Here is a 26615-nt window from a genome sequence, read left to right on the forward strand (position 1 = left end):
GGCTCAGGCCGCTTGGAGCAGGGCGAGCGTATCGACGGCGTTCATCATCCGCGCCGCGGCCAGGGGCGTCAGGCCGCTGGCATCCTGGGCCGCGCGATCGGCGCCATGTGCCAGCAGGCAGCGAACGATCTCCGGGCGATTGAACATCGCCGCCATCATCAGGGCGGTCTTACCGTCGGGCGAGGCACCTTCGACGTCGGCACCATGCGCCAGCAATAGGAGGGTCATCGGCAGATCACCCTTGAAGGCCGCGCCGGCCAGGGGCGTCTGCCCGGCGTTGTTGCGCAGCTCCGGATCGGCGCCGTGCTCCAGCAGCAGTCGCGCTGTGTCATGGTGGCCGTAGTAGCTGGCCAGCATCAGCAGGCTGTCGCCCTTGTGGTTGCGCAGATTGGCCGGCAGGCCCTGGCGCAGCAGCGTGGCGAGGCGCTCGGTATCGCCCTGGCGAGCCAGATCGATCACCTGGTTGGCCAATTCCAGTGTCTGTTCGTCCATTTCCGGGCGGGGCATGTCACTCATCCTGTCAGTCTCCCTGGGCAATGGCGTGAAGCATACGGGCCGCCGCCGATTCCGGCGCGCCAGCCATGGCTATGGTGCCCTTGCAGAAATTCAATCGATCGGGCCATGCCAGGCAGTACGAGGCCTTATTACGGAAAGTGGCGCAATCACCACGCTTTGCCGGCGACTTTTTGCCGAAAATTGCAGCATAATCAGTGCCCCGTGGTTGTACTAAGGTGCCACTGCGGACCGCCGGGCGGTGAAAGATGCCGCCTGCGAAGGGGGATGGCAAACTGCCCTGTTACGTACCCCCGGACTCCGCGCCATGTCACGGAGCCCCAGAATATCCAGTGCCGGCCCCTGTGCGGGCACCTTGATGCCTAACTTTGCCGCCTGGTCCGGCGGCCCGATACTTGAAGAGGATTGACCGTGCATAAAGTCGTGATCAGCGGAACCGGCCTGTACACCCCGCCGTTCAGCATTTCCAACGATGAACTGGTGGAATCCTTCAATAGCTACGTCCGCAGTCACAACGAGCAGCACGCCGAGGCCATTGCCAAGGGCGAGATGGAGCCCCTGGCCGAGTCCAGTTCCGGCTTCATCGAGAAAGCCTCCGGCATCAAGAGCCGTTTCGTTGTGAACAAGGAAGGCATCCTCGACCCGCAGCGCATGACCCCGCGCATTCCGGAGCGCTCCAACGAAGACTGGGGCATCCTCTGCGAAATGGCCGTGCATGCGGCGAAGGAAGCCCTGCAGCGCGCCGGCCGTACCGCCGAGGACATCGATGGGGTGATCGTCGCCTGCTCCAACCTGCAGCGCGCCTACCCGGCGGTGGCTATCGAAGTGCAGGCCGCCCTCGGCATCCAGGGCTTCGGCTTCGACATGAACGTCGCCTGCTCCTCGGCCACCTTCGGCCTGCAGGCTGCGGTGAACAGCGTGCAGCTCGGCCAGGCTCGCGCCATCCTGATGGTCAACCCGGAAATCTGCACCGGCCACCTGAACTTCCGCGACCGCGACAGCCACTTCATCTTCGGCGATGCCGCCACCGCGGTAATCGTCGAGCGCGCTGACCAGGCCACCTCCAAGCACCAGTTCGACGTGGTGAGCACCAAGCTGCTGACCCAGTTCTCCAACAACATCCGCAACAACTTCGGCTTCCTCAACCGCGCCGCGGAAGAGGGTATCGGTGCGCGCGACAAGCTGTTCGTGCAGGAAGGCCGCAAGGTGTTCAAGGACGTCTGCCCGATGGTGGCCGAACTGATCGGCGAGCACCTGGCGCAGAACGACATCCCGGTCAGCGACGTGAAGCGCTTCTGGCTGCACCAGGCCAACCTGAACATGAACCTGCTGATCACCCGCAAGCTGCTCGGCCGCGACGCCGAGGCCCACGAGGCGCCGGTGATCCTCGACACCTACGCCAACACCAGCTCGGCCGGCTCGGTGATCGCCCTGCACAAGCACCAGGACGATCTGCCCGCTGGCTCCATCGGCGTGCTGAGTTCCTTCGGCGCCGGTTACTCCATCGGCAGCGTGATCCTGCGCAAGCGCTGATGGTGCCCCTCGACGACAGCGAACTGTTGTCGCGCCTGCTGGCCGGTGACCAGCAGGCTTTCCGCACCCTGGTCGCCACCTACCAGGGTGCGATGCGTGCCGTTGCCATCGCCATCGTCGGCGGTGCCCAGGCCGATGAAGTGGTGCAGGACGCCTGGCTCGCCGCCGTGCGCAACCTCGACGGCTTCCAGGGGCGCTCCAGCCTCAAGACCTGGCTGCTGACGATCACCGCCAATACCGCCAAGTCCCGCCTGCGCAAGGTCCGCCGGGAGGTCTCCCTGGACGACCTGCCCGCACCCCACGGCAGCATCGACGACGCCCGTTTCGCCGCGGACGGCCACTGGAGCCCGGCACCGCTGGCCTGGCACGAGGACTCCCCGGAGGCCCTGCTGGCCGAGGACGAATTGCGCGAATGCCTGGAAGAGACCCTTGCCAGCCTGTCCGAACTGCAGCGCAGCGTCCTGCTGCTGCGCGAACGGCAGGGGCTGGAGCTGGAGGAGATTTGTAATCTTCTGGACGTTTCGCTCTCCAATGTCAGGGTGCTGCTGCATCGCGCGCGGCTGAAGGTGTTCGCCACGCTGGAGCACTTCGAGGAGACCGGGGAATGCTGACCTGCAAGGAACTGGTGGCACGCTCCAGCGACCTGCTGGACGAACAACTGGGCTTTCGCGAGAAGCTGGCGCTACGGCGCCACCTGCTGCTGTGCCGCAACTGCCGGCGTTATCTGCGGCAGATGCGGCTGGCGCAGGCGACCCTGCGCGCGCTGCCGGAGAAGTCCGGCGCGGACACCGACCTGCTCGCCGCGCACCTCGCCGAATTGCGACGGGATCACTCGCGGCGCTGAATCCGCGCACGGCTCTTCGTAGGACCGAGGGGAACGCCCAGTCTTTGCTCGCGAACCTGCCTGACACCGTAGTCGCCGGAAGCCTCGCTTCGCGAGCAAGCTCGCTCCTACACGTTTCGGGGTTGTGCGGCCGTTCCTGCGTGCGCCTAGTCCGGCCCCTGCGCATGCCACGCATCCAGCCCACCTGAAAGCGCCCACGCGCGCGGATGTCCGGACGCTTGCAGGCGCTCGGCGAGCATGGCGGCGGAGAGTTCGTGGGGGCAGGCGCAGTAGATCACTACATCGCGATCACCCAGGCTGTCGCGCAAGTCGTCCAGCGGTGCGTCGAGCCCGAAGGGGATGGAGCCGGGGATCGCTTCGGCATCGAACTGCGCACGCACGTCGAGGATCAGCGGCGGCTGGTCGGCGTCGATTCGGGCGCGCAGTTCGTCGACGCTGATGCGCGGAATCCGCGAGGTGCGCCGCAGCAGGCTGTAGCGCTGCCAGAGCTTCCAGGCGATGAACAGGGCGAAGGCGCCCAGCAGCAGCGCGGCGCCGAGGCTGGCGTACTGGCTGAGCCAGTCGAGCACGTAATCCACCGCGTCGCTGAAGATGCTGCCGATCATCAGGGCCGAGCCAGCCCAGAGCGCGGCGCCGGCGCAGTCGTAGCCCAGGAAGCGGTGCAGGCGGGTTCCGGTCATGCCGGCCATTGTGGTGGTCAGCGCGCTGGCCCCAGGCAGGAAGCGCGAGATCAGCAGCGCGCGCGGGCCGATGCGCAGGTACAGGCTCTGGCTCTGGCGGATGCAGCTGTCCGGTGACAGCGAGACCTTGCACACGCTGCGCAGCATGAAGCCGCCGTAGTGCCGGCCGGCGAAGTACCAGATGCAGTCGGCGATCAGGCAGGCGACGACCGCCACCGCCAGCGCTTCGCCCAGCGGCACGCCGCTGCCTTGCAGGGCGAGGGCGCCGGCGACGATCAGGGCCGGGTAGGCAGGAATCGGCAGGCCGAGCTGCTCCAGCAGGACGTTGAGGAACAGCAGGGAAAGACCGTGCTGTTGGATCAGGGGTTGCAGTTCGTGCATGGGAAAGCCTGAGGGCAAGGTCTTTCAGGGGGAGGTGGAAGCATACCGCCAAAGCTACGGTCGGAAAGCGTCCGAAACCTAGTCGGACGTGGCTTAGGAGCTTTATGACTCAAGGAAATCAAAAGTTCCTCTGTAATAAAAGTTTTATCTACGAGCAACTGATCTGAAATAACCCCTCGCCAAGATTCCCAGCAACACAAACGGGGGCCGCCAGAACGGCCTGTGCGAGTCCTTGGGGGGCGCGCAGCAGCCAGGCACTCGGCGTGTTCAACGCTAAATACCATTAAGGGGAATCTTCGATGATCCGTAAGCACTTCGCCGGTTACGCCGCCACTGCCCTGGCACTGGCCGTTTCCGCCCAGGCTTTCGCAGGCACAGTCACCACCGATGGCGCCGATATCGTTATCAAGACCAAGGGCGGCCTTGAGGTCGGCACCACCGACAAAGAGTTCAGCTTCAAGCTGGGTGGCCGTCTGCAAGCGGATTACAGCCGTTTCGATGGTTTCTACACCAAGAACGGCAACGAGGCTGACGCCGCCTACTTCCGTCGTGCCTACCTGGAACTGGGCGGTACCGCGTACCGTGACTGGAAGTACCAGATCAACTACGACATGTCCCACAACTCGGGTAACGCTGACAACGGTTACTTCGACGAAGCTTCCTTCAGCTACGTCGGCTTCGCTCCGGTCACTCTGAAGTTCGGCCGCTTCGACCCGGACTTCGGCCTGGAAAAAGCCACCAGCTCCAAGTGGGTTACCGCTACCGAGCGTACTTCGGCCTACGAACTGGCTGACTGGATCAACACCCACCAGGACGGCATGGGTGCCCAGGTTGGCGGCGTGATCGCCAACATGGCCTACGTTGATGCGGGCGTGTACTCCAAGGACGTCGACGACAAGGACGGCGACAGCGTCAAGCAGTTCAACTTCCGTGGCGTGTTCGCTCCGATGAACACCGACGGCAACGTTCTGCACGTTGGTGTGGACTACGCCTACCGCGACCTGAACGACACCGCCTTCGACTCCCGCATCCGTCCGCGTCTGGGCATGCGTGGCGTGGCCACCAACGGTGGTAACGACGCTGGCGACAACGGCAACCGCGCTACCTTCGGCGGCGCCACCCTGAGCCCGGCCGGTTCCTACAAGGACGACACTACCTGGGGTGCTGAATTGGCCTACGCCTTCGGCCCGTTCTCCGCTCAGGCCGAATACCTCGACCGCAAGCTGAAAGCGGATGCCAATGCCTACCAGGACATCAAGGCTGACGGTTACTACGGCCAACTGGCCTACACCATCACCGGCGAGTCCCGCGTGTACAAGCTCGATGGCGCCAAGTTCGACACCATCAAACCGGCCGACAAGCAGCTCGGCGCTTGGGAAGTCTTCTACCGCTATGACCACATCAAGGTCGATGACCCGAACGTGACCGTAGCCACCGCTACCCGCGACGTGGGCGACACCAAGGCCAGCACCAACACCATCGGTGTGAACTGGTACGCCAACGAAGCCGTGAAGGTCTCCCTCGACTATGTTCACGTCTCCACCGACGGCATTCGCAATGCCAACGGCGACGACGATGGCGATGGCGTCGTGACCCGTCTGCAGTACGTGTTCTAAGCAATACGCAGTACCGTTGACTCCTTTGTGTGAACCCCCGCCTCGGCGGGGGTTTTTTTATGGGTGTCGGGATTGCTCTTCGTAAGAGCGAGCAAGCTCGCTCCCACAGGTCTGGCTCAGCGGAAGTTCGGCACCGCCGGCTGCCGTTGGAATTCGAACTCGATCAGCTCGTCGAAGGGGGTGTCCGGTTCGCGGCGCGCCCAGCCCAGGCGAGCCAGGAACGCCAGCGCCCCTGGGTTGTCCGGCATGACGCCCGCGCGCCACAGGGTGCTGCCCTGCAGGTCGGGGTGGGTCATGAGCAGAGCCTGGGCCTGACGGCCAACGCCGGTGCCGCGCAGCTCCGGCCTGACGGCGAGATCGGTGATGAAGTAGTAGGGATGCGCTTCCGCCGGCAGGCAAATGCCAACCACCGCCACCAGTTCATCGCCGCGAAGGACGCTGTATTGCGCTACCGCGGCATCGGCCAGCACGTGTTGCAGCCATTCGCGGTCCATCGGCCCCAGCTGCGCGTTGAGTACCGGATCGGCGAACCAGCTTTCATACGCGGGAAAGTCACCCGCCTGGAAAGGGCGAATCTGCATGCGGGCGCTCTCCGCTGGCGCTGTGGGACGCATTACCCTCGCATCCGCTGGCCGATTGCGTCAATCGACCCTGAGCGCTCGTGTCATTGAGGCCGCGCGCGGCCAGCAAATACCCTGCGGGCACTCAACCCACCGGGAGTCGACCATGCTGCGCAATCACTTCGAGACCGAGCACAACCTGTTCCGCGATGCGTTCCGAGCCTTCCTCGACAAGGAAGTGGTGCCTCATCAGGAAGCGTGGGAGGAGGCTGGCGTGGTGGACCGCAGCGTCTGGCGCAAGGCGGGGGAGATGGGCTTCCTGCTGCCCTGGGCGGAAGAGGAGTACGGCGGAACCGGTCTGAAGGATTTCCGCTACGAACAGATCATGTGTGAGGAACTGGCCGCCATCAACGAGCCGGGCTTCATGATTCCGCTGCATTCGGCGCTCTGCGGCCCCTATATCGCCGAGTACGGCAATGCCGAGCAGAAAGCCCGCTGGTTGCCGGGGATCATCCGCGGCGAGAGCATCCTGGCGGTGGCGATGACCGAGCCGTCTGCCGGCTCCGACCTCGCCGGCATGCGCACCACGGCGGTGGACAAGGGCGACTACTTCCTGCTCAACGGCTCCAAGGTGTTCATCTCCAATGGGCTGCTGGCGGACCTGGTCATCGTCGCGGCCAAGACTGATCCGGCGAACAAGCACGCCATGGGCCTGTTCGTGGTCGAGCGCGGCATGGAAGGCTTCGAGCGCGGGCGCAACCTGAAGAAGCTGGGCATGAAGAGCCAGGACACTGCCGAGCTGTTCTTCAACAACGTGAAGGTGCCGAAGCAGAACCTGCTGGGCGATGCCAAGGGAGGCTTCTTCTACCTGATGAACATGCTCGCCCAGGAGCGCCTGACCAACGCCTGCGGCGCAGTGGCCGGCGCCGAGGCGGCGCTGAACGCGACCATCGACTACGTGAAGGAGCGCAAGGCCTTCGACCGCCCGGTGGCGCACTTCCAGAACACCCGCTTCAAGCTCGCCGAGATGCGTACGCAGATCGACGTGGCGCAGGTCTTCACCGACCGCTGCGTGATGGACCACAACCAGAAGAAACTCACCCCGGAAGTGGCCGCCGAGGCCAAGCTGTTCACCACCGAGTTGCTGTGCAAGGTGGTCGACGAAGGCGTGCAACTGCACGGCGGCTGGGGTTACATGTGGGAGTACCCGATCTGCAAGATGTACGCGAACGCGCGCATCCAGCGCATCTTCGCCGGCACCTCGGAGATCATGAAGGAGATCATCAGCCGCGGCATGAAGCTCTGAGGCGCGGCCCCACGTATCGATTGAGCGAAACAGGAGTGCCCATGAACGGCCCGCTCGCCTCACTGAAGATCCTGGACTTCTCCACCCTGCTGCCGGGGCCGTTCGCCTCGCTGCTGCTGGCGGACATGGGCGCCCAGGTGCTGCGCGTGGAATCGCCCTCACGCATGGACCTGGTGCGCGTATTGCCGCCCCACGTGGATGGCACGTCCGCCAGCCACGCCTACCTGAACCGCAACAAGCGTTCCATCGGCCTGGACCTCAAGCAGCCACAGGCGGTGGAGGTGGTGAAGCAACTGGTGCGGGAATACGACATCGTGCTGGAGCAGTTCCGCCCCGGCGTGATGGACAAGCTCGGCGTCGGCTACGAGGCGCTGAAGGCGATCAATCCGAAGCTGATCTACGTGTCGATCACCGGTTACGGCCAGACCGGGCCGTTCCGTGACCGCGCCGGGCACGACATCAACTACCTGGCCCTGGCCGGCGTCGCCAGCTACACCGGCCGCCGCGACACCGGCCCGCTGCCGCTGGGCGTGCAACTGGCGGACATCGGCGGCGGATCGCTGCATGGCGTGATGGGGCTGCTGGCGGCGGTCATCCACCGGCAGCAGACGGGGGAGGGGCAGCAGGTCGACGTGAGCATGACCGACTGCGCGTTCAGCCTGCACGGCATGGCGGGCGCGGGGTACCTCGCGGCCGGGGTCGAGCCGGAAATGGAATCCCTTGCGCTCAACGGCGGCAGCTTCTACGACTACTACCGCACTCGCGACGGCCGCTGGTTCTCGGTCGGCAGCCTGGAGCCGCAGTTCATGCAGCAGTTCTGTGCCGCCATCGGACGCCCGGAGCTGGCCGCGCGCGGGCTCTCGCCCAAGCCGGAGGACCAGCAGGCGCTCAAGCGCGAGATCGCCATCGAGTTCGATAAGCATGATTTCAGCGAGTGGCAGGAACGCTTCGCCGCACTGGATGCCTGCGTCGAGCCGATGCTGTCCTTGTCCGAGGCGGTGGAGCATCCGCAACTGCGCGAGCGTGGCGTGGTCACGCAGGTGCCCAACGGCAAGGGGGGAGAGCAGCGGCAGATGGCCTGCCCGATCCGCTTCTCCGCCGGTCTGCCCGAGCCGAGCCACATCGGCGCCCCATTGGGCGCGCACACGGCGGAGGTGATGGCGGGGCTGGGCTATTCAGCCGAGCAGGTCGACGCGCTGAAGGCGGCGAAAGTCATCGCCTGAGCCATATCACTCGCGGCGGGTTTCGCCGGTGAACACCAGGGTCGCGCGGCAACGCCGGCAGTAGTAGCGGCGGCCCTGGGCGACCAGGTTGTGGCGTTGGGCGGAGAAGGGGAATTCGTTGCCCTCGCCGCAGTGGCAGCGGTACAGGTAGCGGGTGGCGCGGCGGCGCTTGATCTCGTAGGTGTGGCAGCGGTCCGGCGGCAGGCCGTAGATACCGCGCATGATGAGCTGCCATTCCTCGCCGTGGGGGCGGATGCGCGGGCCGAACATCTGGTGGGCGATCAGGTGGGCCACTTCGTGGGCCACGGTCTGCAGCAGGAAGTGATCGCGGTTTTCCCGGTACAGCTGCGGGTTGAAGCGCAGCAGGTTCTCATCGAGGTGGGCGACGCCGGCCTTCTGGCCGCGTAGCCGGAAGCTCACTTCCGGGCGGGGAAAGCGCCGCTGGAAGAAGGCTTCGGCCTGCTGGTAGCAGGCTTCGACGCGAGCGTTGAGCTGTTCAGGCATACAGTGGTTCTCCGACGGGGGCAGATTATGCCGCAGTCGAAGCGCGGGCGGAGGATTTCTCGCACCCGCTCGTCCGGGGTGCAGGTTCAGGCAAGCCGGGCGAGTTTCAGGCAAGTGCCGCTTCTACGAAGAGCCAAAAAGAAACCGGGCCACGAGGGCCCGGTTGTTCAGTTCAAGGGTGCGAATCAGGTGTATTCCGGGCCGACGCCGCTGCCCCAGAGGATCACCGACAGGGCGATCATCGCCACCAGCACCACCAGCCCCACCGCCAGCACGGAGCTGGAGAACAGGAAACCTTCATCCTTGGGAATGTTCATGAAGGTCGGGATGCCGACGTAGAGCAGGTAGACGGTGTAGCAGATTGCGGCGGTGCCGATGACCATGCCCAGCCAGAGGTGCGGGTAGAGCGCCGCCAGGCCGCCGATGAACAGCGGGGTGGCGGTATACGCGGCAAACACCACGCATTGGGTCAGCGATGGCGCTGCGTCATAGGTGCGTGCCATCCAGTGGATGAAGGCGCCCATCACGGCGACGCCGGCAAGCATGGCGATATAGGTCATGATGGTCAGCTGCATCGCGCTGGCGGCTGTCAGCTTGACCGGTCCCGCGTTGCCCAATACCCAGCCGACCTGCGTGGTGCCGATGTAGGCGGAAATGACCGGGATGGCAGCGAGGATCAGGACGTGGGTCAGGTACATGTGGCTGATGGATTCTTCTTCGCCACGGATTTCCTGCCATTCCTGATCGGGATGGGTGAAGAGCCCCCACACATGATGGATCATGTCAGCATTCTCCTCTTCTTATAGAAGGTCGCCCCCCAGCGAAGCGCCGGAGACGCGTAGCCAGCGTCATCCGGTGCTCGGCCGACCTATGCGACCTTAAGTCGCAGTATAGGGAGGGCTAAAGGCCTCGTCGTCCGTGGGTTTAGAGCAAATGGAAGTTTCACGGGCGACTGTAATAGCGCTCCAGAATTTCCATCGCCTTGTTGATCGATTGCAGCCGCGTGGTGCTGCCGCCGCGATCCGGATGGTGCTGGCTGACCAGCTGACGGTAGCGCAGCTTGATCAGCGCATAGTCCACCGGGCCGTCCTCCAGCTCGAAGAGGGCCAGGGCGGCGGCCTTCTCCTCGTTGCCCTGCATGCGCGTCCAGAAGCTTTCCAGCAGCTTTTCCACGTCGCGCTCGGTGGTTTCCTTCAGATGCTTCTCGTCGAGGTAGTAGGCGCGCAGGGCGTCCTGCTCGCCGAGCGCCTGCGCGCCACTCATATAAGGAGAGAGGCGGATCTGCAGCGGGCCAATTTCCAGGTGCGCGGTGTTCTCCGCCCAGAGCCGGTCGCGTAGCCGGTAGAGCGCGTTGAAGACCAGGAAGTGGGTGCGGAACAGCACCAGCTTGTCGATCAGCGGAAGGTTCGGAACATGCGTGGAATGCCGCGCCTTCAGCTGCTGAATCAGCTGGAATTCGGAGAGTCCTTCAGGCGCTTCGCGCAGCAGTTCGAGGAGCTGGTCGGCGAGGTCGAGGCTGTGATCGAGGTCGGGGGTCATGCTGTCAGATTAGCAGCGAGCCGATCAGGGGGCTGGGGTATGGGGCGCTTTGCGCGTAAAATGACCGGCTTTTCGTCTTGCCTTTCGGATTCCAGAGCACCATGGCCAGCACCCTTTCGGTCAACCAGAACAAACTGCAGAAACGCCTGCGCCGCCAGGTTGGCGAAGCGGTCACCGACTTCAATATGATCGAGGACGGCGACAAGGTCATGGTCTGCCTGTCCGGCGGCAAGGACAGCTACACCCTGCTGGACATCCTGCTGTACCTGCAGAAAGTAGCGCCGATCCAGTTCGAGATCGTCGCGGTGAACATGGACCAGAAGCAGCCGGGCTTCCCTGAGCACGTGCTGCCGGCGTACCTGGAGTCCATCGGCGTGCAGTACCACATCATCGAGAAGGACACCTACTCGGTGGTGAAGGAGAAGATCCCGGAGGGCAAGACCACCTGCTCGCTGTGCTCGCGCCTGCGCCGTGGCACCCTCTACACCTACGCGGACGAGATCGGCGCGACCAAGATGGCGCTGGGGCACCATCGCGACGACATCCTGGAAACCTTCTTCCTTAATATGTTCTACGGCGGCACCCTCAAGGCCATGCCACCCAAGCTGCTCTCCGACGACGGCCGCAACGTGGTGATCCGCCCGCTGGCGTACTGCAACGAGAAGGACATCGAAGCCTACTCGGTGCTCAAGGAATTCCCGATCATCCCGTGCAACCTGTGCGGCTCGCAGGAAAACCTGCAGCGCCAGGTGGTCAAGGAAATGCTGCTGGACTGGGAGCGCAAGTCGCCGGGCCGCACCGAGATCATGTTCCGTGCCCTGCAGAACGTGGTGCCGTCGCAATTGGCCGACCGCAACCTGTTCGACTTCAACAGCCTGCGCATCGACGAGACCGCCACCCCGCGCTTCCTCGATGTGATGAATCTGTAAGACCTCCGCAAGGACGCCCGATGCGCGATTACCCGTGGCTGTACGAGTATTGTCTGAACCGCTTCGGCTCGGTCGAGGCGCTGGAAGCCCGGATGCCGCAGCCCAAGACGCCGGCAGAACTGGCGGCGGTTGGCGATGACCGTTATCTGTCGCTGATCAGCCTGCGCATCTTCCGCGCGGGCCTCAAGCACAGCCTGGTGGACGCCAAGTGGCCGGCCTTCGAGGAAGTCTTCTTCGGCTTCGATCCGGAGAAGGTCGTGCTGATGGGCGGCGAGCGCCTGGAAAACCTGATGCAGGACACCCGGCTGATCCGCCACCTGGGCAAGCTCAAGAGCGTGCCGCGCAACGCGCAGATGGTTCTCGACATCGCGCGTGAATACGGCAGCTTCGGCAAGCTGTTGGCGAATTGGCCGGCGAGCGACATCGTCGGTCTGTGGAAGCTGCTGGCCAAGCGCGGCAATCAGTTGGGCGGCATGTCCGCGCCGCGTCTGCTGCGGATGGCGGGCAAGGACACCTTCGTCCTCAGCGACGACGTGGTCGCCGCGCTCAAGGCCCAGGAAATCGTCGACAAGAAACCCACCAGCCAGAAAGATCTGGCGCAGGTGCAGGCCGCGTTCAACCAGTGGCAGGAACAAAGCGGTCGTCCTCTGTGCCACATCTCGATGATGCTGTCTTACACGGTCAATCACTGAAGACGCGGCCCGGCCGCGGAGGAGGGCGCATGGACTCGGCGATCGAACGCACCGGCGCGGCACTGGCCCGCGCCGAACGCATCCTGGTGATCACTGGCGCTGGCGTCTCCGCCGATTCTGGCATGCCCACCTATCGCGGCCTGGGTGGCCTCTACAACGGTCGCACGGAAGAAGGGCTGCCCATCGAGGCTGCGCTTTCCGGGCCGATGCTGCGCGACAACCCGGCGCTGTGCTGGAAGTACCTGGCGGAGTTGGGCAAGGCCTGCCTCAACGCACAGCCCAACGCCGGCCACGAGGCCATCGCTGAACTGCAGCGGCGCAAGCCGGAGTGCTGGGTGCTGACGCAGAACATCGATGGTTTCCATCGCCGCGCGGGCTCGCCGATGGAGCGCCTGATCGAGATACATGGCGAACTCGCGCCGCTCTACTGCCAGTCCTGCGGCCAGGAAGGCGCTGGGCTGGCCGAACACCTGGAGGGCCCGCTGCCGCCGAAATGCGCGCGCTGTGGCGGCGTGCTGCGCCCGCCGGTGGTGCTGTTCGAGGAGATGTTGCCGGAGGCGGCGATCGACACGCTCTATGCGGAGCTGCGCAAGGGATTCGATGCCGTACTGCTGGTGGGAACCACCGCAAGCTTCCCCTACATCATCGAGCCGGTGATGCGTACGCGGGCTGCCGGAGGCTTCACGGCGGAGGTCAATCCGGGGCTGACCGACCTCAGTTCGGTGGTCTCGGAAAGAATGGTGGGTCGAGCCTTAGACATTATGCCGCGCCTGCTGAGTCACATTTCGCGATAAAAAACTTGCATTGAGCCGATTGAGCGGGCAAATTATCCCGCTACTAAATGGAACTAATGAGACACGGTCGTGCCCATGCTTAAACGCTTCGCACCCCTCGTGCCCATGAGTTTCGTTCTGTTGCTGGCAGCTTGTGCCAGCCATTCGCCGGAATCGCAGCAAAGCCAGGTAGCCGTAGCGCCGACCAGCCGCGCCGCTTTTCTCCAGATTGACCAGAATAAGGTCACGCAGGCGGATGAGTCGCAGGACGAGGGGGCCAAAAACTATAACGGCAGTTCGACCACGCACGTATCCGACATTCTGGATCGCGCGTTCTCGCTGATCGGTACTCCGTACCGCTTCGGCGGGAAATCGGAACGGACTGGTTTCGATTGCAGCGGCTTCGTGGGCTATCTGTTCCGCGAAGAAGCAGGCATCAACCTGCCGCGCTCCACGCGCGAGTTGATCACCATGGATGTCCCGCTGGTCTCGAAAGAAGACCTGCAGCCGGGCGACCTGATCTTCTTCAATAATCGTGGTCGTGGTCGGGTGAGCCATGCCGGCATCTATATCGGTGACGGTCAGTTCATCCACTCCGCCAGCCGTCGTGGTGGTGGTGTGCGGGTGGACAGCCTGGACGAGAGCTACTGGCGCTTGAGCTACATGGAAGCCAAGCGCGTACTCGAGCCGGGTTACCAGCCCAAGACGGTGACTCGCTAAACTTAAAGTTTTACTTTAAGTATTGCGTTCAAGTTACTGTCGGTGCAAAGTGATGGCATTCCTTCGCAGGGATGCCATCACATGCTCGTTCCACAGCGCATCATCCTCATTGCCGTTCTCGCCTCCCTGGCCGCCTGCGCCAGCCGCACTCCGCCGTCGCCACCGTCCGTGGTGAACGCGCCTTCGCTCCCTGCCTACAATTCGCAAGCTGCCGATGACGTCCTGATCCGTGCCATTGGCCTGGTTGGTACACCCTATCGCTGGGGCGGCAATACGCCCGATGGCGGTTTCGATTGCAGTGGCCTGATCGGCTACGTCTACCGCGATGCCACCGGCCTGCAGCTGCCGCGCTCCACGCGCGAGATGATCACCATGCGTGCGCCCAGCATCGGTCGCGAGTCACTGCAGAGCGGCGACCTGGTGTTCTTCGCCACCAGCGGTGGACGTGGCGTCAGTCATGCGGGTATCTATGTCGGAGAAGGGCGCTTCGTTCATGCGCCCAGAACGGGCGGGACCGTACGCCTGGACAGCCTCGACAGTGCCTATTGGCAGAAAGCCTTCCTGGAAGCCAAGCGCGTCCTCGCCGTGCAGAGTCTCGCCTTTCATCCCTGATCATTTGCGGGAAGGGCCATGACTACGCGCACGCTGAACCTGGACGACACCCTCTACCAGTACCTGCTCGATGTCTCCCTGCGGGATTCGCCGATCAAGGCCCGCCTGCGTGCGCAGACTGCGGCGCTGCCCATGTCGCGCTGGCAGGTCGCCCCGGAGCAGGGGCAGTTCCTCGCCTTGCTGGTGAAGCTGATCGGCGCCCGGCGCCTCCTCGAAGTGGGTACCTTCACCGGCTACAGCGCACTGTGCATGGCCGAAGCGCTTCCCGCCGATGGGCATCTGCTGTGCTGCGATCTGCCCGGCGACTACAACGAAATCGCGCGCGCCTACTGGGCGGAGGCGGGTGTCGACAGCCGCATCGAACTACGCCTGGGTCCGGCGCTGTCCACGCTGGAGAGCCTGATGGCTGGAGGCGAGGACGGCTGCTTTGATCTGGTCTTCATCGACGCCGACAAGGCGCGATATCCCACCTATTTCGAATACGCCCTGAGCCTGCTGCGCAGTGGCGGGCTGGTGGTCTTCGACAATGTGCTGTGGAGTGGCAGGGTGCTCGAAATGGAGCCGGAAAGCGCCGACACGCGGGCCATCCAGCAGCTCAACCGGGCATTGAAGGAAGATGCGCGGGTCGACTACTCGCTGGTGCCGATCGGTGACGGCATGAGTCTTTGCCGCAAGCGGTGAAATTGCCGGTCTGATCGTGCGGGGCTAGATTGCTCTGTATCGGGCCGATAGCTCAGCTGGGAGAGCGCCGCGTTCGCAATGCGGAGGTCGGGAGTTCGATCCTCCTTCGGTCCACCAGACGCAAAAAAGGCACGCCAATCGGCGTGCCTTTTTCGTTTCCATCGCGTGGCGTCAGGCGATGTCGACCAGAATGACTTCACTGTCTTCCAGCGCGGTCACCTTCACCACCGCCTCATCGGCGATTGCGGCACCGTCGCGGGCCTCCAGCAGCACGCCATTCACTTCCACCTTGCCAGTTGCCGGTACCAGGTAAGCGCGGCGGTCTGCGCTCAGCTCGTACTCGGCGCTCTGGCCGGCCTTGAGGGTGGCGGCGACCAGGCGGCCTTCGGCGCGGATGCGCAGGGCGTCGCCGTCGTTCTCATAGCCGCTGGCCATGGTGACGAAGCGCCCGGCGCGGTCGCCCTTCGGGAAGGGTTTGGCGCCCCAGGACGGCGTACCGCCGCGTACCGAGGGGATGATCCAGATCTGGAAGATCTTGGTCACATCCTTCTCGAGGTTGTACTCGGAGTGCACGATGCCGGTCCCGGCGCTCATGACCTGTACGTCGCCGGCCTCGGTGCGGCCCTTGTTGCCCAGGCTGTCCTGGTGGGTGATCGCGCCTTGGCGGACGTAGGTGATGATTTCCATCTCGCGGTGCGGGTGCGGCGGGAAGCCGGTGCCGGCAGCGATTTCGTCATCGTTCCAGACGCGGAGGTTGCCCCAGTCCATACGCTCAGGGTCGTAATACTCGGCGAAGGAGAAGTGGTGCTTGGCATTGAGCCAGCCGTGGTTGGCGCCGCCGAGTTGCTGGAAGGGTCTGCGTTCGATCATGGCGAAGTCCTCATGGGCACGGCCAGCGGGATCGCCGGCTCGTGCGGTTCATGGGAGCTATGTTCTCTCGCAATTGATCGATATAAAAGCGCAATTATCCGAGCAAAAGAATCGATTTAATCGATTTGTCTGCGGCGAATCAGGACCCGCCCTGGGTGAGGAATTTGCTGAGGAACTGCCGCGTGCGTTCTTCCCGCGGGTTGGAGAAAAGCGCCTTGGCATCGCCCTGTTCGACGATCACGCCCTTGTCGATGAAGATCGCCCGGTTGGCCACGTCGCGCGCGAAGCTCATCTCGTGGGTGACGATGACCATGGTGCGTTTTTCCTGCGCCAGGCCACGGATGGTTGCCAGCACTTCGCCCACCAGTTCCGGGTCCAGTGCCGAAGTCGGTTCGTCGAACAGGATCACATCCGGTTGCATCGCCAGCGCCCGGGCAATGGCCACCCGTTGCTGCTGACCGCCGGAAAGACGCTTGGGATAGGCGTCTTCCTTGCCGGCCAGGCCGACCTTGGCGAGCAGCGCGCGGGCGCGTTGCTCGGCCTGGGCGCGGGGCTCCTTCTTCACGATCACCGGACCTTCGATCACGTTCTCCAGCGCGGTGCGATGTGGGAACAGGTTGAAGTTCTGGAACACGAAGCCCACGTGCTGGCGCAGCTTGCGGATCAACCCCTGCTGGCCGCTCAGCGGGCGCGAGGCGTCGATGCGGATCTGACCGACCTGGATGGTGCCGCCGCTGGGAACTTCCAGCAGGTTGAGGCAGCGCAGCAGGGTGGTCTTGCCTGAGCCGCTGGGGCCGATGATCGCAACCACTTCGCCGGCCTCGACGGTCAGGTCGATGCCCTTGAGCACCTCCTGGCCGCGGAACTGCTTGGTCAGCTGGCGTACTTCGATCATGCCTCGTGCTCCTGGTCATGACGGTTGACCCGCTCTTCCAGACGGTTCTGCAGGTGCGACAGGATGCTGGCGAGCACCCAGTAAAGGAGCGCGGCGGCGAGGTACATGGTGAAGACCTCGAAGGTGCGCGCGGTGATGAGTTGCGCCTGGCGGAACAGCTCGGGCACCTGGATGGTGGCGGCCAGGGCGGTGTCCTTGACCAGCGAGATGAAGCTGTTGCCCAGCGGCGGCAGCGCGGTGCGCGCGGCCTGCGGGAGGATCACCCGGCGCAGGGTCTGGGCGCGGGTCATGCCGATGCTCGATGCGGCTTCCCACTGGCCCCGGTCGATGGAGCCGATGGCGGCGCGCAGGATCTCGCAGACATAGGCGGCCATGTTCAGCGAAAAGCCGATCAGCGCCGCGGGCAGCGGGTCGAGCTCGATGCCCAGTTGCGGCAGGCCGTAGTAGATCATGAAGAGCTGGACCAGCAACGGCGTGCCGCGGAAGAACGACACGTAGATGCGGGCGAGCCAGCTCAGGGCGGTGAATCCGTACAGGCGCATCAGCGCCAGTCCGAAACCCAGCAGCAGTCCGAAGAACATGCCGCCTACGCTGAGGACTACTGTGAAGACCGCGCCCTTGAGCAGGAAGGGCGCGGAATCCAGCGCAAGCTGCAGGCTTGCGTCGATCATTGGGTCACGTCAGCCTTGAACCACTTTTCCGACAGCTTTTTGAGGGTGCCGTCAGCACGCAGCTTGTCGATGGCCTTGTTCAGCGCCGCGAGCAGCTCCGGGTTGCCCTTGCGCAGGGCGATGCCGGCTTCCTGGCGGGCGAAGGGTGCGCCGGTCAGTGCCATGGCGCCATTGGTCTTGTTGACCATGTCGAAGGCGGCCAGGCGGTCCACCAGGATCACGTCGATGCGACCGCTGCGCAGGTCCTGGAACTTGGTTGGGTCGTCCTCGTAGGTGCGTACGTCAGCCTGCGGTACGTGCTCCTTGAGCCACTGTTCGTAGTTGGTGCCCAGGCCGACACCGACTTTCACCCCGGCGAGCTTCTCGGGGGTGTCGTACTTGCTCTCGTCGCCCTTGCGGACCAGAGCCTGGATACCGGAAACGGTGTAGGGCTCGGAGAAGTCGTACTTCTTCTTGCGCTCTTCGGAGATGGTCACCTGGTTGATCACCAGGTCCAGGCGCTTGGATTCCAGGGCGGCGAGGATGCCGTCCCACTTGGTCGGCTGGAGCTTGGCCTTGACGCCCAGTTCCTTGGCGATCAGGTCGGAGAAGTCCACTTCGAAACCGGCGAGCTTGCCGTTCTCGTCCTGGAAGCTGAAGGGCGGGTAGGTGCCCTCGAGGCCGACCCGGACTTCGCCCTTGGACTTGAGTTGGGCGAGCAGGTCGTCGGCGGCCTGGGCCTGGCCGAACAGGCTGGCGCCAAGGGAGAGGGTCAGGCTGGCAAGCAGGAAGTGACGGCGCAGTGCAGAGAAGGTCATGGTGAGCCCCGTTTTTGGTGTTTTAAGCAGGTTAGTCAACGCGTGGCGACTATAGGGTTGTAGTTGTTATTCTATAAAATAATAAAAAATTACATGCTTAGTCTTATTTTTCTGTCTCAGCTCGCTGGATGGTAGGCGAACAGCGCCGGTGAGCCGCCGGTGTGCAAGAAGAGTAGCGGGCCCTGGTTGGCGAAGCGTTGACGGGCGACGCCATCGAGCAGACCGGCCATGGCCTTGCCGGTGTAGACCGGGTCGAGCAGCAGGCCTTCGTGGCTGGCCAGCAGGCGTACCGCCTCCAGCGTGCCGGCGTTGGGTTCGCCATAGCGCGGGGCGAAGTACTCGTCCCAGAGTTCCACCTTCGGCGCCTTGGCGGTGTCCTGGCCGAGCAGTTCCAGCGTGCGCTGGATCAACCCTTCCACTTTCGGCCGTTGCGCCGCGTCGGTGCGCGAGACGGTCACACCGATGACCGGCAGTTCCGGCAGGGCATCGGCCAGCGCCACGGCCAGCCCGGCATGGGTGCCGGCGCTACCGGAGGCCAGCACCACGGCGGCGAAGCGCTGGCCGCTGTGGCGAATCTGTTCGGCCAGCTCCAGCCCGGCGCGCACATAGCCCAGTGCACCGAGGGCGTTGGAGCCGCCAATGGGCACCAGGTAGGGCTTGCGGCCCTCGCGCTGCAGGCGCTCGCCGGTCTGCTGCAGCAGCTCGTCGGCGTTGTCCAGGTTGGGCACCAGTTCGACCTCGGTGCCGAAGAGGTCGAGCAACAGGCGGTTGCCGTTGCTCAGATAATTGTGGTCGCCGGTGCCGATGGGGTCTTCCAGCAGCGCCACGCAGCGCAGGCCCAGCTTGGCCGCGACGGCCGCCGTCTGGCGAACGTGGTTGGACTGGATCGCACCCGCCGTCACCAGGGTGTCGGCGCCAGCGCGCAGCGCGTCCGCGGCGAGGAATTCGAGCTTGCGTACCTTGTTGCCGCCCAGGGCGAAGGGGGTGGTGTCGTCGCGCTTCACATGGATATCGCGACCCAGGCGGGCGGACAGGCGCTCCAGTTTTTCCAGCGGCGTCGGGCCGCCGGCCAGTTCGAGACGAGGGAAGCGGGCGAGCGATTCGCGCAAGGAGCTCATGGGAAAATCTCGGGGCAGCACGGTGAAGAGCTCACGATAGAGCGCCAGGCGGCGCATCGCAATGGACTTCATGTCGCCATGCGGCGGGTGTCGTCGCGACAACAATTTCACATGTTTCGTTATAAGGTTACATTTTTATCGCCGCCGGCTTCATACAGCCTTAATCTTCTACGCTCAGGCTCGCCGGCGCGCCGCTTTCACTCGAAAGAGGTGGGCGATCCGTTCAACCGTTGGAGCATCCATGAGAGTCGACCTGGATATCGAGGACCGCAGCCTGGAAGGGTTACCGCGTTTCCAGCGCTCGGCGTACCAGTCGCGTCGCTTGTCGCTGCTCACCTGGCTGTCGGGGGGCCTCGCCGCGCTGCTGTTCCTGGTGGCGATCTTCATCGGCCTGTTCACCGCCGACTCGCTCTGGTTGCCCATGCTGTGCAACAACGCCGCGGCACTGCTGTTGCTGGCGGCGGTGAGCCAAGCGGCCTTGCGCGTGGCTCGCTGGCGCGCTACGGCGATCGGGACGGCGGAATCGGCAACGACGCCTGAAGCGCCAGTCGATCTTGCGCAGCTCAGTGCCTACGATCGCCTGCTCGAGCGCATCAGCCGCTCAAGCCAGCGCCTGGCGCAGCGCATCGGCGTCGGCGCCCTTTGGCTGGCGGGATTGGCCCTGGTGGCCCTGTTGATCGTCAAGGCCGGCTGGAACCTCGCGACACCGGCCGTTTCGCTGGGCCAGGCAGGCTGGCTGGTCACCGGGCTGCTGACTTTGTCGGCGTTCGGCCTGCTGGTGGTGGAGCGGCACCTGAGCGCGGCCAGCGTCGAGGAATGGCCCGAAGCGGCTGCCTTATCGCTGATGGTGCGCGCGGTGATCGTCGTGCAACTGCTGTCGCTGCCCGGTCTGCTGTTCTCCAACGGCGAGAGCCTGTGGCCGAGCCGGTGGGTGGTGTTGGTGGGCCTGCTGCCGGTGTTGCTGGCGGCGGAGCTGATCCTGCGCGCGTTGCTCTCGGTCTTCAGCCCACAGCGCCCGCGCGAGGAGCCCCGGCTGATCGGCGAAAGCCTGGTCGCCGCGCAGCTGCGCTGGCCACCGCGTCCGCTGCAGTTCCTGCAGAGCGAACTGCAACAGCGTTTCGGTATCGACCTGCGCCAGATCTGGGCATTCGGCTTCATGCGCCGCGCCTTCCTGCCGGTGGTGGGGTTGATGCTGCTGGTGGGCTGGCTGCTCACCGGCGTCAGCGAGATATCCATGAACGGGCGGGGCGTCTACGAGCGCTTCGGCAAGCCGGTGGCGGTCTATCCGCCGGGGCTGCACGTCGGGCTGCCGTGGCCGTTCGGCCGCGTGTTGCCGGTGGAGAACGGGGTGATCCATGAACTGGCGACCTCCGGCGACTCCGCCCGGGCCGATCTGCTGGTCGATGCCGAAGGCCCCGCGCCGGAGGCTGCCAACCGCCTGTGGGACGCTTCCCATGTGAGCGAGAACTCGCAGGTGATCGCAAGCGAGGCGAGCGGCCAGCAGAGCTTCCAGATCGTCAACATGGACGTGCGCTTTGTCTATCGCATCGGGTTGAGCGACAAGGCGGCGCTGGCGGCGACCTATAAAAGTACCGACGTGCCGGAGCTGATTCGCAGCACCGCCAATCGCGTGCTGGTCCACGATTTCGCCGCCCGCACCCTTGACGGCGTGCTGGGCGCGGAGCGCGAGGCGCTGGCACGGGACATCGGCAAGGCCGTACAGGACGACCTCGATCGGCTGGACAGCGGGGTGGAAATCCTCGCCACCGTGGTCGAGGCGATCCACCCGCCGGCCGGCGCGGCCAATGCCTACCATGGCGTACAGGCGGCGCAGATCACCGCGCAGGCGCTGATCGCCCGTGAACAGGGCAAGGCCGCCGAGCAGACCAATGCCGCACGCCAGGCCGCCAGCGCCGCGACCGACAAGGCGTCGGCCGATGCCCGGGAAACCCTGGCCCAGGCCCAGGCCGCCGATTTGCGCTTCGGCGCCGAGCGCTCCGCCTGGCAGCGAGCCGGGCAGGCATTCCTGCTCGAACAGTATTTCAGCCAGCTGGGCCAGGGCCTGGCCGGCGCCCGCAGCCTGGTCATCGATCACCGCCTGAGCGCGGACCAGGCGCCGACCCTCGATCTGCGCAGCTTCGGCGCGCCGGTCGATCCGCAGCGCGGCAAGCCCGCCAACCGTACCCAGGAGATCGCACCTTGAGTCCGACCCACGTTCACGGCGATCACCACCACGACCATGAGCACGGTCACGATCACGGGCATGACCATGATCATGGCCATCATCACGGGCATCACCATGACGAAGGCCCGGCGCGTTTCCCCTGGCGTCGTACCGCCCTGGCCAGCCTGCTGGTGCTGTTCGCCGCTGCGACCGCCTGCCTGGTGCAGGTGCGCTCCGGCGAGGCAACGGTGATCACGCGCTTCGGCAATCCCGCTCGGGTCTTGCTGGAGCCTGGGCTCGCCTGGCGCCTGCCGATTCCATTCGAGGCCGCCGTGCCGGTGGACCTGCGATTGCGCACCACCTCCAGCGGCCTGCAGGACGTCGGCACCCGCGATGGCCTGCGGATCATCGTGCAGGCCTATGTCGCCTGGCAGGTGAAGCCTGACCCGGACAGCATCCAGCGCTTCATGCGCGCGGTGCAGAACCAGCCGGATGAAGCGGCCCGGCAGATCCGTACCTTCGTCGGCTCCGCGCTGGAGACCACCGCCAGCGGATTCGATCTTTCCGACCTGGTGAACACGGATGCCGGCAAGGTGCGCATCGCCGACTTCGAGCAGCGCCTGCGCGAGCAGATCGAGCGCCAGTTGCTCGACACCTACGGCGTGCGTGTAGTCCAGGTGGGCATCGAGCGGCTGACGCTGCCCAAGGTCACCCTCGGCGCCACGGTCGACCGCATGCGCGCCGAGCGCGAGACGATCGCCACCCAGCGCACCGCCGAAGGCAAGCGCAAGGCCGCGGAGATCCGCTCCGCCGCCGAACGCGATGCGCGCATCCTGCAGGCCGACGCCACGGTGAAGGCCGCCGACATCGAAGCCCAGTCGCGGGTGCAGGCGGCTGATATCTACGGCAAGGCTTATACCGGCGCGCCTGAGTTGTACAACATGCTGCGCTCGCTGGACACCCTCGGCACCCTGGTCAACTCCGGTACGCGCCTGGTGCTGCGGACCGACGCGGCGCCGTTCCGAGTGCTGGTGGATGGCCCGCCGCAGCAGCCGGCCGGCAAACCGGACAACACGCATGAGTGAGGTGCGGGAGGAGGGCGCAAGCCCCTGGCTGCAGGCCGGGCGCCTGGCGTTCCTGGCGCTGTACGGCGTGACCCTGCTGGCGGCGCTGGGTTGGGCGCTGTCCAATGTGCGCCAGATCGGCCCGGAAAGCCGGGCCGTGGTGCTGCGCATGGGGGCGCTGGAGCGTATCCAGAACGCCGGATTGCTGCTGGCCTGGCCACGCCCGTTCGAGCAGGTGGTGATCCTGCCGTCCGCCGACCGAGTGATCGAGCGTCGGGTGGAGACCCTGCTGCGCTCGGGGCTGGCGCAGAAGTCCGATCTGGACGGCAGCCTGGCCAACGACGCCACCGCCGGCTCCGGCTACCTGCTCACCGGCGATGCCGGTGTGGTGCAGTTGGATGTACGGGTGTTCTACAAGGTCACCGCCCCCTACGACTTCGTGCTCCAGGGCGGGCATGTGCTGCCGGCGCTGGACCGGCTGGTGGCGCGCAATGCGGTGGCGGTGTGCGCATCGCGTGACCTGGACACCATCCTGGTCGCCCGCCCCGAGTTGATCGGCGCCGACAGCAGCGTCGCCGAGCGCCGCGAACGGCTGCGCGGTGACCTGCAGCAGGGCATCAATCGCAGCCTCGCCGCGCTGGTGTCAGCCGGCAACGGTCTGGGCATCGAAATCGAACGGGTGGACGTGCAGTCCTCGCTGCCGCGCGAGGCGGTGAGCGCCTTCAACGCCGTGCTGACCGCCAGCCAGCAGGCGGAGCAGGGCGTTGCTGCGGCGCAGAATGACGCCGCTCGCCAGCTCCAGGCTGCCAACCAGGCCGCCGATCGCACGCTGCAGGTCGCCCATGCCCAGGCCAGCGAGCGCCTGGCCCGCTCCCAGGCGGACACCGCCACCATCACCAGCCTGGCGCAGACCCAGCAACAGCATGCCGACCCCGGGCTGCTGCTGCGCCTGTACCGCGAGCGCGTGCCGGGCATCCTGTCCCGCGCGGGGTCGGTGACCACGGTCGATCCGCGCGATTCCGGGCACCTGATCCTGGAAGGACCGCAGCCGTGAGCGCGCTGATCGCCGGAGGCTGTGAATCAATGTGCGGACAGTCGTGCGGCGAACCGCTACGCTCGCAGTGCAAGTCCGGCACCTTCGTCCGGGCGGATCACGACAATCAGGCACACCAGGGGCGGGACATCCAATGACATCAGCCGGACTTCAGACCATCCACCAAACCCGACGCTCGCTGCGACGCCTGGCCTTGCAGTGCCTGGGCGCGCTGGCGCTGGTCCTTGGTTGCAGCCTCCCGGCCCATGCCGACCGTGTCCTGCCTGCGGGCATGATGCTGGCCTTCGTCGACTACGCGCAGTTTCCGATGATCACGCTGAAACGCCCCCGGCCCAGCCTGCTCAAGCAGATCCTCACCCTGGGGCTGTACCGGAAGAACATCACCTATCCGGTGGCGGCCTCCGTGCGTATTCGCGACGAGGACAACCACTTCCTCGTGAATGGAATGATGCCGCTGCTCAAGGGCAAGGTCGTCGCCGTCAAGCCCGGCATCGACAAGCAGATCAACCAGATCTGGGTCCTGACCGAAGCGGAAGCCAACGAGTACGCCACCCGGCCGGGAACCCTCTTCCCACCCATCAACTAAAGCAGGCACCTTCGCGGTATGAGCGTTCACCACCATCACGGCCATGCGCATCACGGCCACTCCCATGGCCACCTCACCGGTGGAATGCTCACCCGCGACGAGCAGCGCAGCGCAGCGCGCCAGCTCAGCCTGGCGATGATCGCCCTCGGCCTGCTGGTGCTGGGCCTGCTCTGGCGCTGGTTCGCCCCACAGCAGGAAGGCGTGGCGCAGATGCTCCTGGGCATCGCCTCGCTGCTGGTGGCGGTGCCGGTCCTGCGCTCGGGCTGGTACAGCCTGCGGCACCCCAGCCTGCACGGCATCACCGACCAGCTCATCGCCCTGGCCATGCTGGGCGCCTGGGCCACCGGCGACCTGATGACCGCCGCACTGCTGCCGATCATCATGATCTTCGGTCACGTGTTGGAAGAACGCAGTGTGATCGGCTCGCAGGAAGCCATCGAGGCGCTGGGCCGTCTCACCCGCAGCCAGGCGCGGCTGATCGCCGCCGACGGCAGCGTGCGCGAGGTGGACAACGGCGAGCTGCGGCCGGGCGACCAGGTGGAAGTCCGCGCCGGCGACCGTGTGCCCGCCGATGGCCGGGTGCTGGAAGGCCAGGCCAGCCTGGATACCGCGCCGATCACCGGGGAGTCGGTGCCGCTGGAAGCGGGCGTCGGCATGGACGTCTACGGTGGCGCGATCAACCTCGACGGCCTGCTGCGCATCGAAGTGACCCGTACCGGCGATGCTTCCACCCTGGGCAAGGTCATCGCCCTGATGCAGCGCGCCGAACAGTCCAAGCCGCCCATCACCCGCCTGCTGGAGCGCTACGCCGGGCGCTACATGGTGCTGGTGCTGCTGATCGCCGCCGTCACCTGGTTCATCACCAACGACCCGCAGGCCATGCTGGCCGTGCTGGTCGCCGCTTGCCCCTGTGCGCTGGTGCTGTCGGCCCCGGCCACCGCCATCGCCGGCATCGCCGTCGCAGCTCGCCACGGCATACTGATTCGCAGCTCGGCGTTCCTCGAAGAACTGGCCGACCTGACCTCGCTGGTGATCGACAAGACCGGCACCCTGACCTACGGCGCACTGCGTCTGCAGGCCGTGCGCGCGGAGCCGGGCGAGGCCCGGGACGACATCGAGCGACTGGCCGCCAGCCTGGGCGCCGCCAGCAGCCACCCGGTCAGCCGTGCGCTGGCGTCGCTGGCGCCGCACGATGCGCATCACCCGCTCGCCGACCTCCACGAACGGCAAGGCCTCGGCGTGGTCGCCCGGACCGAGCGGGGCGAGGCCGCCCTTGGCCGACCGGAGCTGTTCGCCCGCTTGGGGATCGCGACGCCGGCGGTGCCGGACCACGACGGCCCCATCGCCGGGCTGTCGCTGGGCGGGCGTTTCCTGGCGTGGTTGCTGCTCGCCGACAGCGTTCGCCCCGAGGCGGCGCATGCGGTGACGGACCTGCGCGAGCTCGGGATCGGGCGCCAGTTGCTGCTGACCGGCGACCGCCAGAGCGTGGCCGACGCACTGGCCCGTGAGGTCGGCATCGACAGCGTGGTGGCCCAGGCACTGCCGGAAGACAAGCTGACGCGGGTCAACGAGGAAATCCGCAAGGGGTTCCGTCCACTGGTGGTGGGCGACGGCATCAACGACTCGCTGGCGCTCAAGGCCGGCGTGGTCGGGGTGGCGATGGGCGCCGGCGGGGCGGATATCGCCCTGGCCTCGGCGGATATCGTGCTGATCGGCAGCGATCTTCGCCGTCTGGGCACCTGCGTACGGCTCAGTCGCCAATGCCGCAGCACCCTGCAGGTCAACGTGCTGATCGGCCTGGGCTGGACCCTGGCCATCGTCGCTGCCGCCGCCTTCGGCCTGCTGGGCGCGGCCGGAGCGATGATCGCGGCGATCCTGCACAACCTCAGCACGCTGCTGGTGCTGGGGAACGCCGGCCGCCTGCTGCGCTTCGATGAGGCCCTCGGACAGCCGGTCGCTCGTCTTGCCGACGCATCGGCGTGAGCCGCAGGTGGGCGAGATCGGCTATCATGTGCGCCGTTCCAGACTCTTATAGAACCCTCGACCCATGACTTCCTCTCAGCAGCCGCCCCGCGACGACAGCGCGGAAAACGCTCAAGAATCCACCACCCTGTCCCTGACCGAACTTGCCAAGGCCGCCCTGGCGGCGCAGAAGCAGGCGAATTCGGCCTATCAGCACCGCAAGCCGCACGACAAGGCGGAATTCCGCCCACCGCATCCGCGTGGCTCCCGTCGCTCGATGGGCAAACGCTGAGACGGCGTTCCGTTTTAAGGCCCTCCGGTCACCCTG

The 26615-nt window shown here is 65.4% G+C and carries 29 protein-coding genes and 1 tRNA gene; 19 read left to right on the forward strand and 11 right to left on the reverse strand.

Translation table 11 applies throughout. The features are described from left to right. Nucleotides 1–3 precede the first annotated feature (3 nt). Nucleotides 4–516: an ankyrin repeat domain-containing protein gene (locus tag ACNFBT_RS09610; RefSeq protein WP_416748718.1), complete on the reverse strand. Its 513-nt coding sequence runs from the start codon at nt 514–516 to the stop codon at nt 4–6. A 408-nt stretch (nt 517–924) separates the two neighbouring features. Here ACNFBT_RS09610 and ACNFBT_RS09615 point away from each other — a divergent pair, with 408 nt between their 5' ends. The 3 genes from ACNFBT_RS09615 to ACNFBT_RS09625 are packed head-to-tail and all read left to right on the forward strand — an operon-like array spanning nt 925 to nt 2890. Beyond that, nucleotides 925–2046, forward strand: coding sequence for a beta-ketoacyl-ACP synthase III (locus ACNFBT_RS09615; RefSeq protein ID WP_416748719.1), 1122 nt, complete (start codon nt 925–927; stop codon nt 2044–2046). Then, nucleotides 2046–2657, forward strand: coding sequence for an RNA polymerase sigma factor (locus ACNFBT_RS09620; RefSeq protein ID WP_416748721.1), 612 nt, complete (start codon nt 2046–2048; stop codon nt 2655–2657). The genes ACNFBT_RS09615 and ACNFBT_RS09620 overlap by 1 nt, the downstream gene beginning before the upstream one ends. Next, nucleotides 2651–2890: a zf-HC2 domain-containing protein gene (locus ACNFBT_RS09625; protein WP_416748723.1), complete on the forward strand. Its 240-nt coding sequence runs from the start codon at nt 2651–2653 to the stop codon at nt 2888–2890. The genes ACNFBT_RS09620 and ACNFBT_RS09625 overlap by 7 nt, the downstream gene beginning before the upstream one ends. Nucleotides 2891–3036: 146 nt before the next feature. Here ACNFBT_RS09625 and ACNFBT_RS09630 read toward each other — a convergent pair whose 3' ends face one another. Then, nucleotides 3037–3951 (reverse strand): VTT domain-containing protein, encoded by a 915-nt coding sequence (locus tag ACNFBT_RS09630; protein ID WP_416748725.1) that lies wholly within the window; start codon nt 3949–3951, stop codon nt 3037–3039. Nucleotides 3952–4250: 299 nt separating this feature from the next. Here ACNFBT_RS09630 and ACNFBT_RS09635 point away from each other — a divergent pair, with 299 nt between their 5' ends. Then, nucleotides 4251–5567: an OprO/OprP family phosphate-selective porin gene (locus tag ACNFBT_RS09635; protein WP_416748727.1), complete on the forward strand. Its 1317-nt coding sequence runs from the start codon at nt 4251–4253 to the stop codon at nt 5565–5567. Between the two features lie 116 nt (nt 5568–5683). Here ACNFBT_RS09635 and ACNFBT_RS09640 read toward each other — a convergent pair whose 3' ends face one another. Then, nucleotides 5684–6148, reverse strand: coding sequence for a GNAT family N-acetyltransferase (locus ACNFBT_RS09640; protein ID WP_416748728.1), 465 nt, complete (start codon nt 6146–6148; stop codon nt 5684–5686). Nucleotides 6149–6293: 145 nt separating this feature from the next. On the opposite strand from ACNFBT_RS09640, the gene ACNFBT_RS09645 reads away from it, so the two are divergent. Further along, on the forward strand, nt 6294–7433 hold the full coding sequence (locus ACNFBT_RS09645) for an acyl-CoA dehydrogenase family protein (RefSeq protein ID WP_416748730.1): 1140 nt from the start codon (nt 6294–6296) through the stop codon (nt 7431–7433). A gap of 41 nt (nt 7434–7474) precedes the next feature. Further along, nucleotides 7475–8656 carry a CaiB/BaiF CoA transferase family protein gene (locus ACNFBT_RS09650; protein WP_416748732.1) on the forward strand — a complete coding sequence of 394 codons (1182 nt, stop codon included), beginning with the start codon at nt 7475–7477 and terminating at the stop codon, nt 8654–8656. Between the two features lie 6 nt (nt 8657–8662). Here the strand turns inward: ACNFBT_RS09650 and ACNFBT_RS09655 are convergent, their stop codons facing one another. The 3 genes from ACNFBT_RS09655 to ACNFBT_RS09665 form a co-directional block, all read right to left on the reverse strand. Further along, nucleotides 8663–9160, reverse strand: a complete 498-nt coding sequence (locus ACNFBT_RS09655; protein WP_416748734.1) for a SprT family zinc-dependent metalloprotease — start codon at nt 9158–9160, stop codon at nt 8663–8665. Nucleotides 9161–9345: 185 nt separating this feature from the next. Beyond that, the gene (locus ACNFBT_RS09660; protein WP_416748736.1) at nt 9346–9942 is read right to left on the reverse strand and encodes a Yip1 family protein; all 597 of its coding nucleotides are present in this window, start codon (nt 9940–9942) and stop codon (nt 9346–9348) included. 160 nt (nt 9943–10102) lie between these two features. Beyond that, complete coding sequence (locus ACNFBT_RS09665; protein ID WP_416748738.1) at nt 10103–10699, reverse strand: DNA-J related domain-containing protein; 597 nt, start codon at nt 10697–10699, stop codon at nt 10103–10105. 101 nt (nt 10700–10800) lie between these two features. Between ACNFBT_RS09665 and ttcA the strand changes: the two genes are divergently transcribed. From ttcA to ACNFBT_RS09700, 7 genes are all read left to right on the forward strand, one after another. Continuing rightward, a complete protein-coding gene (gene ttcA, locus ACNFBT_RS09670) occupies nt 10801–11628 on the forward strand; it encodes a tRNA 2-thiocytidine(32) synthetase TtcA (protein ID WP_017522174.1) in 828 nt (275 codons plus the stop codon). 20 nt (nt 11629–11648) lie between these two features. Continuing rightward, nucleotides 11649–12320, forward strand: a complete 672-nt coding sequence (locus ACNFBT_RS09675) for a DNA-3-methyladenine glycosylase I (RefSeq protein WP_416748740.1) — start codon at nt 11649–11651, stop codon at nt 12318–12320. 29 nt (nt 12321–12349) lie between these two features. Then, nucleotides 12350–13114: an NAD-dependent deacylase gene (locus ACNFBT_RS09680; protein WP_416748742.1), complete on the forward strand. Its 765-nt coding sequence runs from the start codon at nt 12350–12352 to the stop codon at nt 13112–13114. A 69-nt stretch (nt 13115–13183) separates the two neighbouring features. Beyond that, nucleotides 13184–13813 carry an NlpC/P60 family protein gene (locus tag ACNFBT_RS09685; protein WP_416748743.1) on the forward strand — a complete coding sequence of 210 codons (630 nt, stop codon included), beginning with the start codon at nt 13184–13186 and terminating at the stop codon, nt 13811–13813. A gap of 81 nt (nt 13814–13894) precedes the next feature. Continuing rightward, nucleotides 13895–14425 (forward strand): C40 family peptidase, encoded by a 531-nt coding sequence (locus ACNFBT_RS09690; RefSeq protein ID WP_416748745.1) that lies wholly within the window; start codon nt 13895–13897, stop codon nt 14423–14425. 18 nt (nt 14426–14443) lie between these two features. Then, nucleotides 14444–15106: an O-methyltransferase gene (locus ACNFBT_RS09695; RefSeq protein ID WP_416748747.1), complete on the forward strand. Its 663-nt coding sequence runs from the start codon at nt 14444–14446 to the stop codon at nt 15104–15106. Between the two features lie 41 nt (nt 15107–15147). Beyond that, a tRNA-Ala gene (locus ACNFBT_RS09700) sits at nt 15148–15223 on the forward strand. Nucleotides 15224–15277: 54 nt separating this feature from the next. Here the strand turns inward: ACNFBT_RS09700 and ACNFBT_RS09705 are convergent. The 5 genes from ACNFBT_RS09705 to ACNFBT_RS09725 all read right to left on the reverse strand — a co-directional run bounded on the left by ACNFBT_RS09705 (nt 15278) and on the right by ACNFBT_RS09725 (nt 19457). Further along, nucleotides 15278–15976 carry a pirin family protein gene (locus ACNFBT_RS09705; protein WP_416748749.1) on the reverse strand — a complete coding sequence of 233 codons (699 nt, stop codon included), beginning with the start codon at nt 15974–15976 and terminating at the stop codon, nt 15278–15280. Nucleotides 15977–16115: 139 nt separating this feature from the next. Further along, complete coding sequence (gene tcyN / locus ACNFBT_RS09710; protein WP_416748751.1) at nt 16116–16871, reverse strand: L-cystine ABC transporter ATP-binding protein TcyN; 756 nt, start codon at nt 16869–16871, stop codon at nt 16116–16118. After that, nucleotides 16868–17542 carry a cystine ABC transporter permease gene (gene tcyL / locus ACNFBT_RS09715; protein ID WP_152221461.1) on the reverse strand — a complete coding sequence of 225 codons (675 nt, stop codon included), beginning with the start codon at nt 17540–17542 and terminating at the stop codon, nt 16868–16870. The genes tcyN and tcyL overlap by 4 nt, the downstream gene beginning before the upstream one ends. Continuing rightward, a complete protein-coding gene (gene tcyJ, locus ACNFBT_RS09720; protein WP_416748753.1) occupies nt 17539–18339 on the reverse strand; it encodes a cystine ABC transporter substrate-binding protein in 801 nt (266 codons plus the stop codon). The genes tcyL and tcyJ overlap by 4 nt, the downstream gene beginning before the upstream one ends. 116 nt (nt 18340–18455) lie before the next feature. Continuing rightward, nucleotides 18456–19457: a D-cysteine desulfhydrase gene (locus ACNFBT_RS09725; protein WP_416749445.1), complete on the reverse strand. Its 1002-nt coding sequence runs from the start codon at nt 19455–19457 to the stop codon at nt 18456–18458. A 241-nt stretch (nt 19458–19698) separates the two neighbouring features. Here ACNFBT_RS09725 and hflK (ACNFBT_RS09730) point away from each other — a divergent pair, with 241 nt between their 5' ends. The 6 genes from hflK (ACNFBT_RS09730) (at nt 19699) to ACNFBT_RS09755 (ending at nt 26579) form a co-directional block, all read left to right on the forward strand. Further along, the gene (gene hflK / locus ACNFBT_RS09730) at nt 19699–21660 is read left to right on the forward strand and encodes a protease modulator HflK (protein ID WP_416748755.1); all 1962 of its coding nucleotides are present in this window, start codon (nt 19699–19701) and stop codon (nt 21658–21660) included. Continuing rightward, on the forward strand, nt 21657–22706 hold the full coding sequence (gene hflC / locus ACNFBT_RS09735) for a protease modulator HflC (protein ID WP_416748757.1): 1050 nt from the start codon (nt 21657–21659) through the stop codon (nt 22704–22706). The genes hflK (ACNFBT_RS09730) and hflC overlap by 4 nt, the downstream gene beginning before the upstream one ends. Next, entirely contained in the window at nt 22699–23739 is a 1041-nt protein-coding gene (gene hflK, locus ACNFBT_RS09740) for a protease modulator HflK (protein ID WP_416748759.1), read from the forward strand. The genes hflC and hflK (ACNFBT_RS09740) overlap by 8 nt, the downstream gene beginning before the upstream one ends. Nucleotides 23740–23872: 133 nt before the next feature. After that, nucleotides 23873–24325: a hypothetical protein gene (locus tag ACNFBT_RS09745; protein ID WP_416748761.1), complete on the forward strand. Its 453-nt coding sequence runs from the start codon at nt 23873–23875 to the stop codon at nt 24323–24325. Nucleotides 24326–24343: 18 nt separating this feature from the next. Next, nucleotides 24344–26308, forward strand: a complete 1965-nt coding sequence (locus tag ACNFBT_RS09750; RefSeq protein WP_416748763.1) for a cation-translocating P-type ATPase — start codon at nt 24344–24346, stop codon at nt 26306–26308. 64 nt (nt 26309–26372) lie between these two features. After that, nucleotides 26373–26579: a hypothetical protein gene (locus ACNFBT_RS09755; RefSeq protein ID WP_416748764.1), complete on the forward strand. Its 207-nt coding sequence runs from the start codon at nt 26373–26375 to the stop codon at nt 26577–26579. Nucleotides 26580–26615: the final 36 nt, after the last annotated feature.

Source organism: Pseudomonas sp. NY15181 (genome assembly GCF_048068055.1).
GTDB lineage: Bacteria > Pseudomonadota > Gammaproteobacteria > Pseudomonadales > Pseudomonadaceae > Pseudomonas.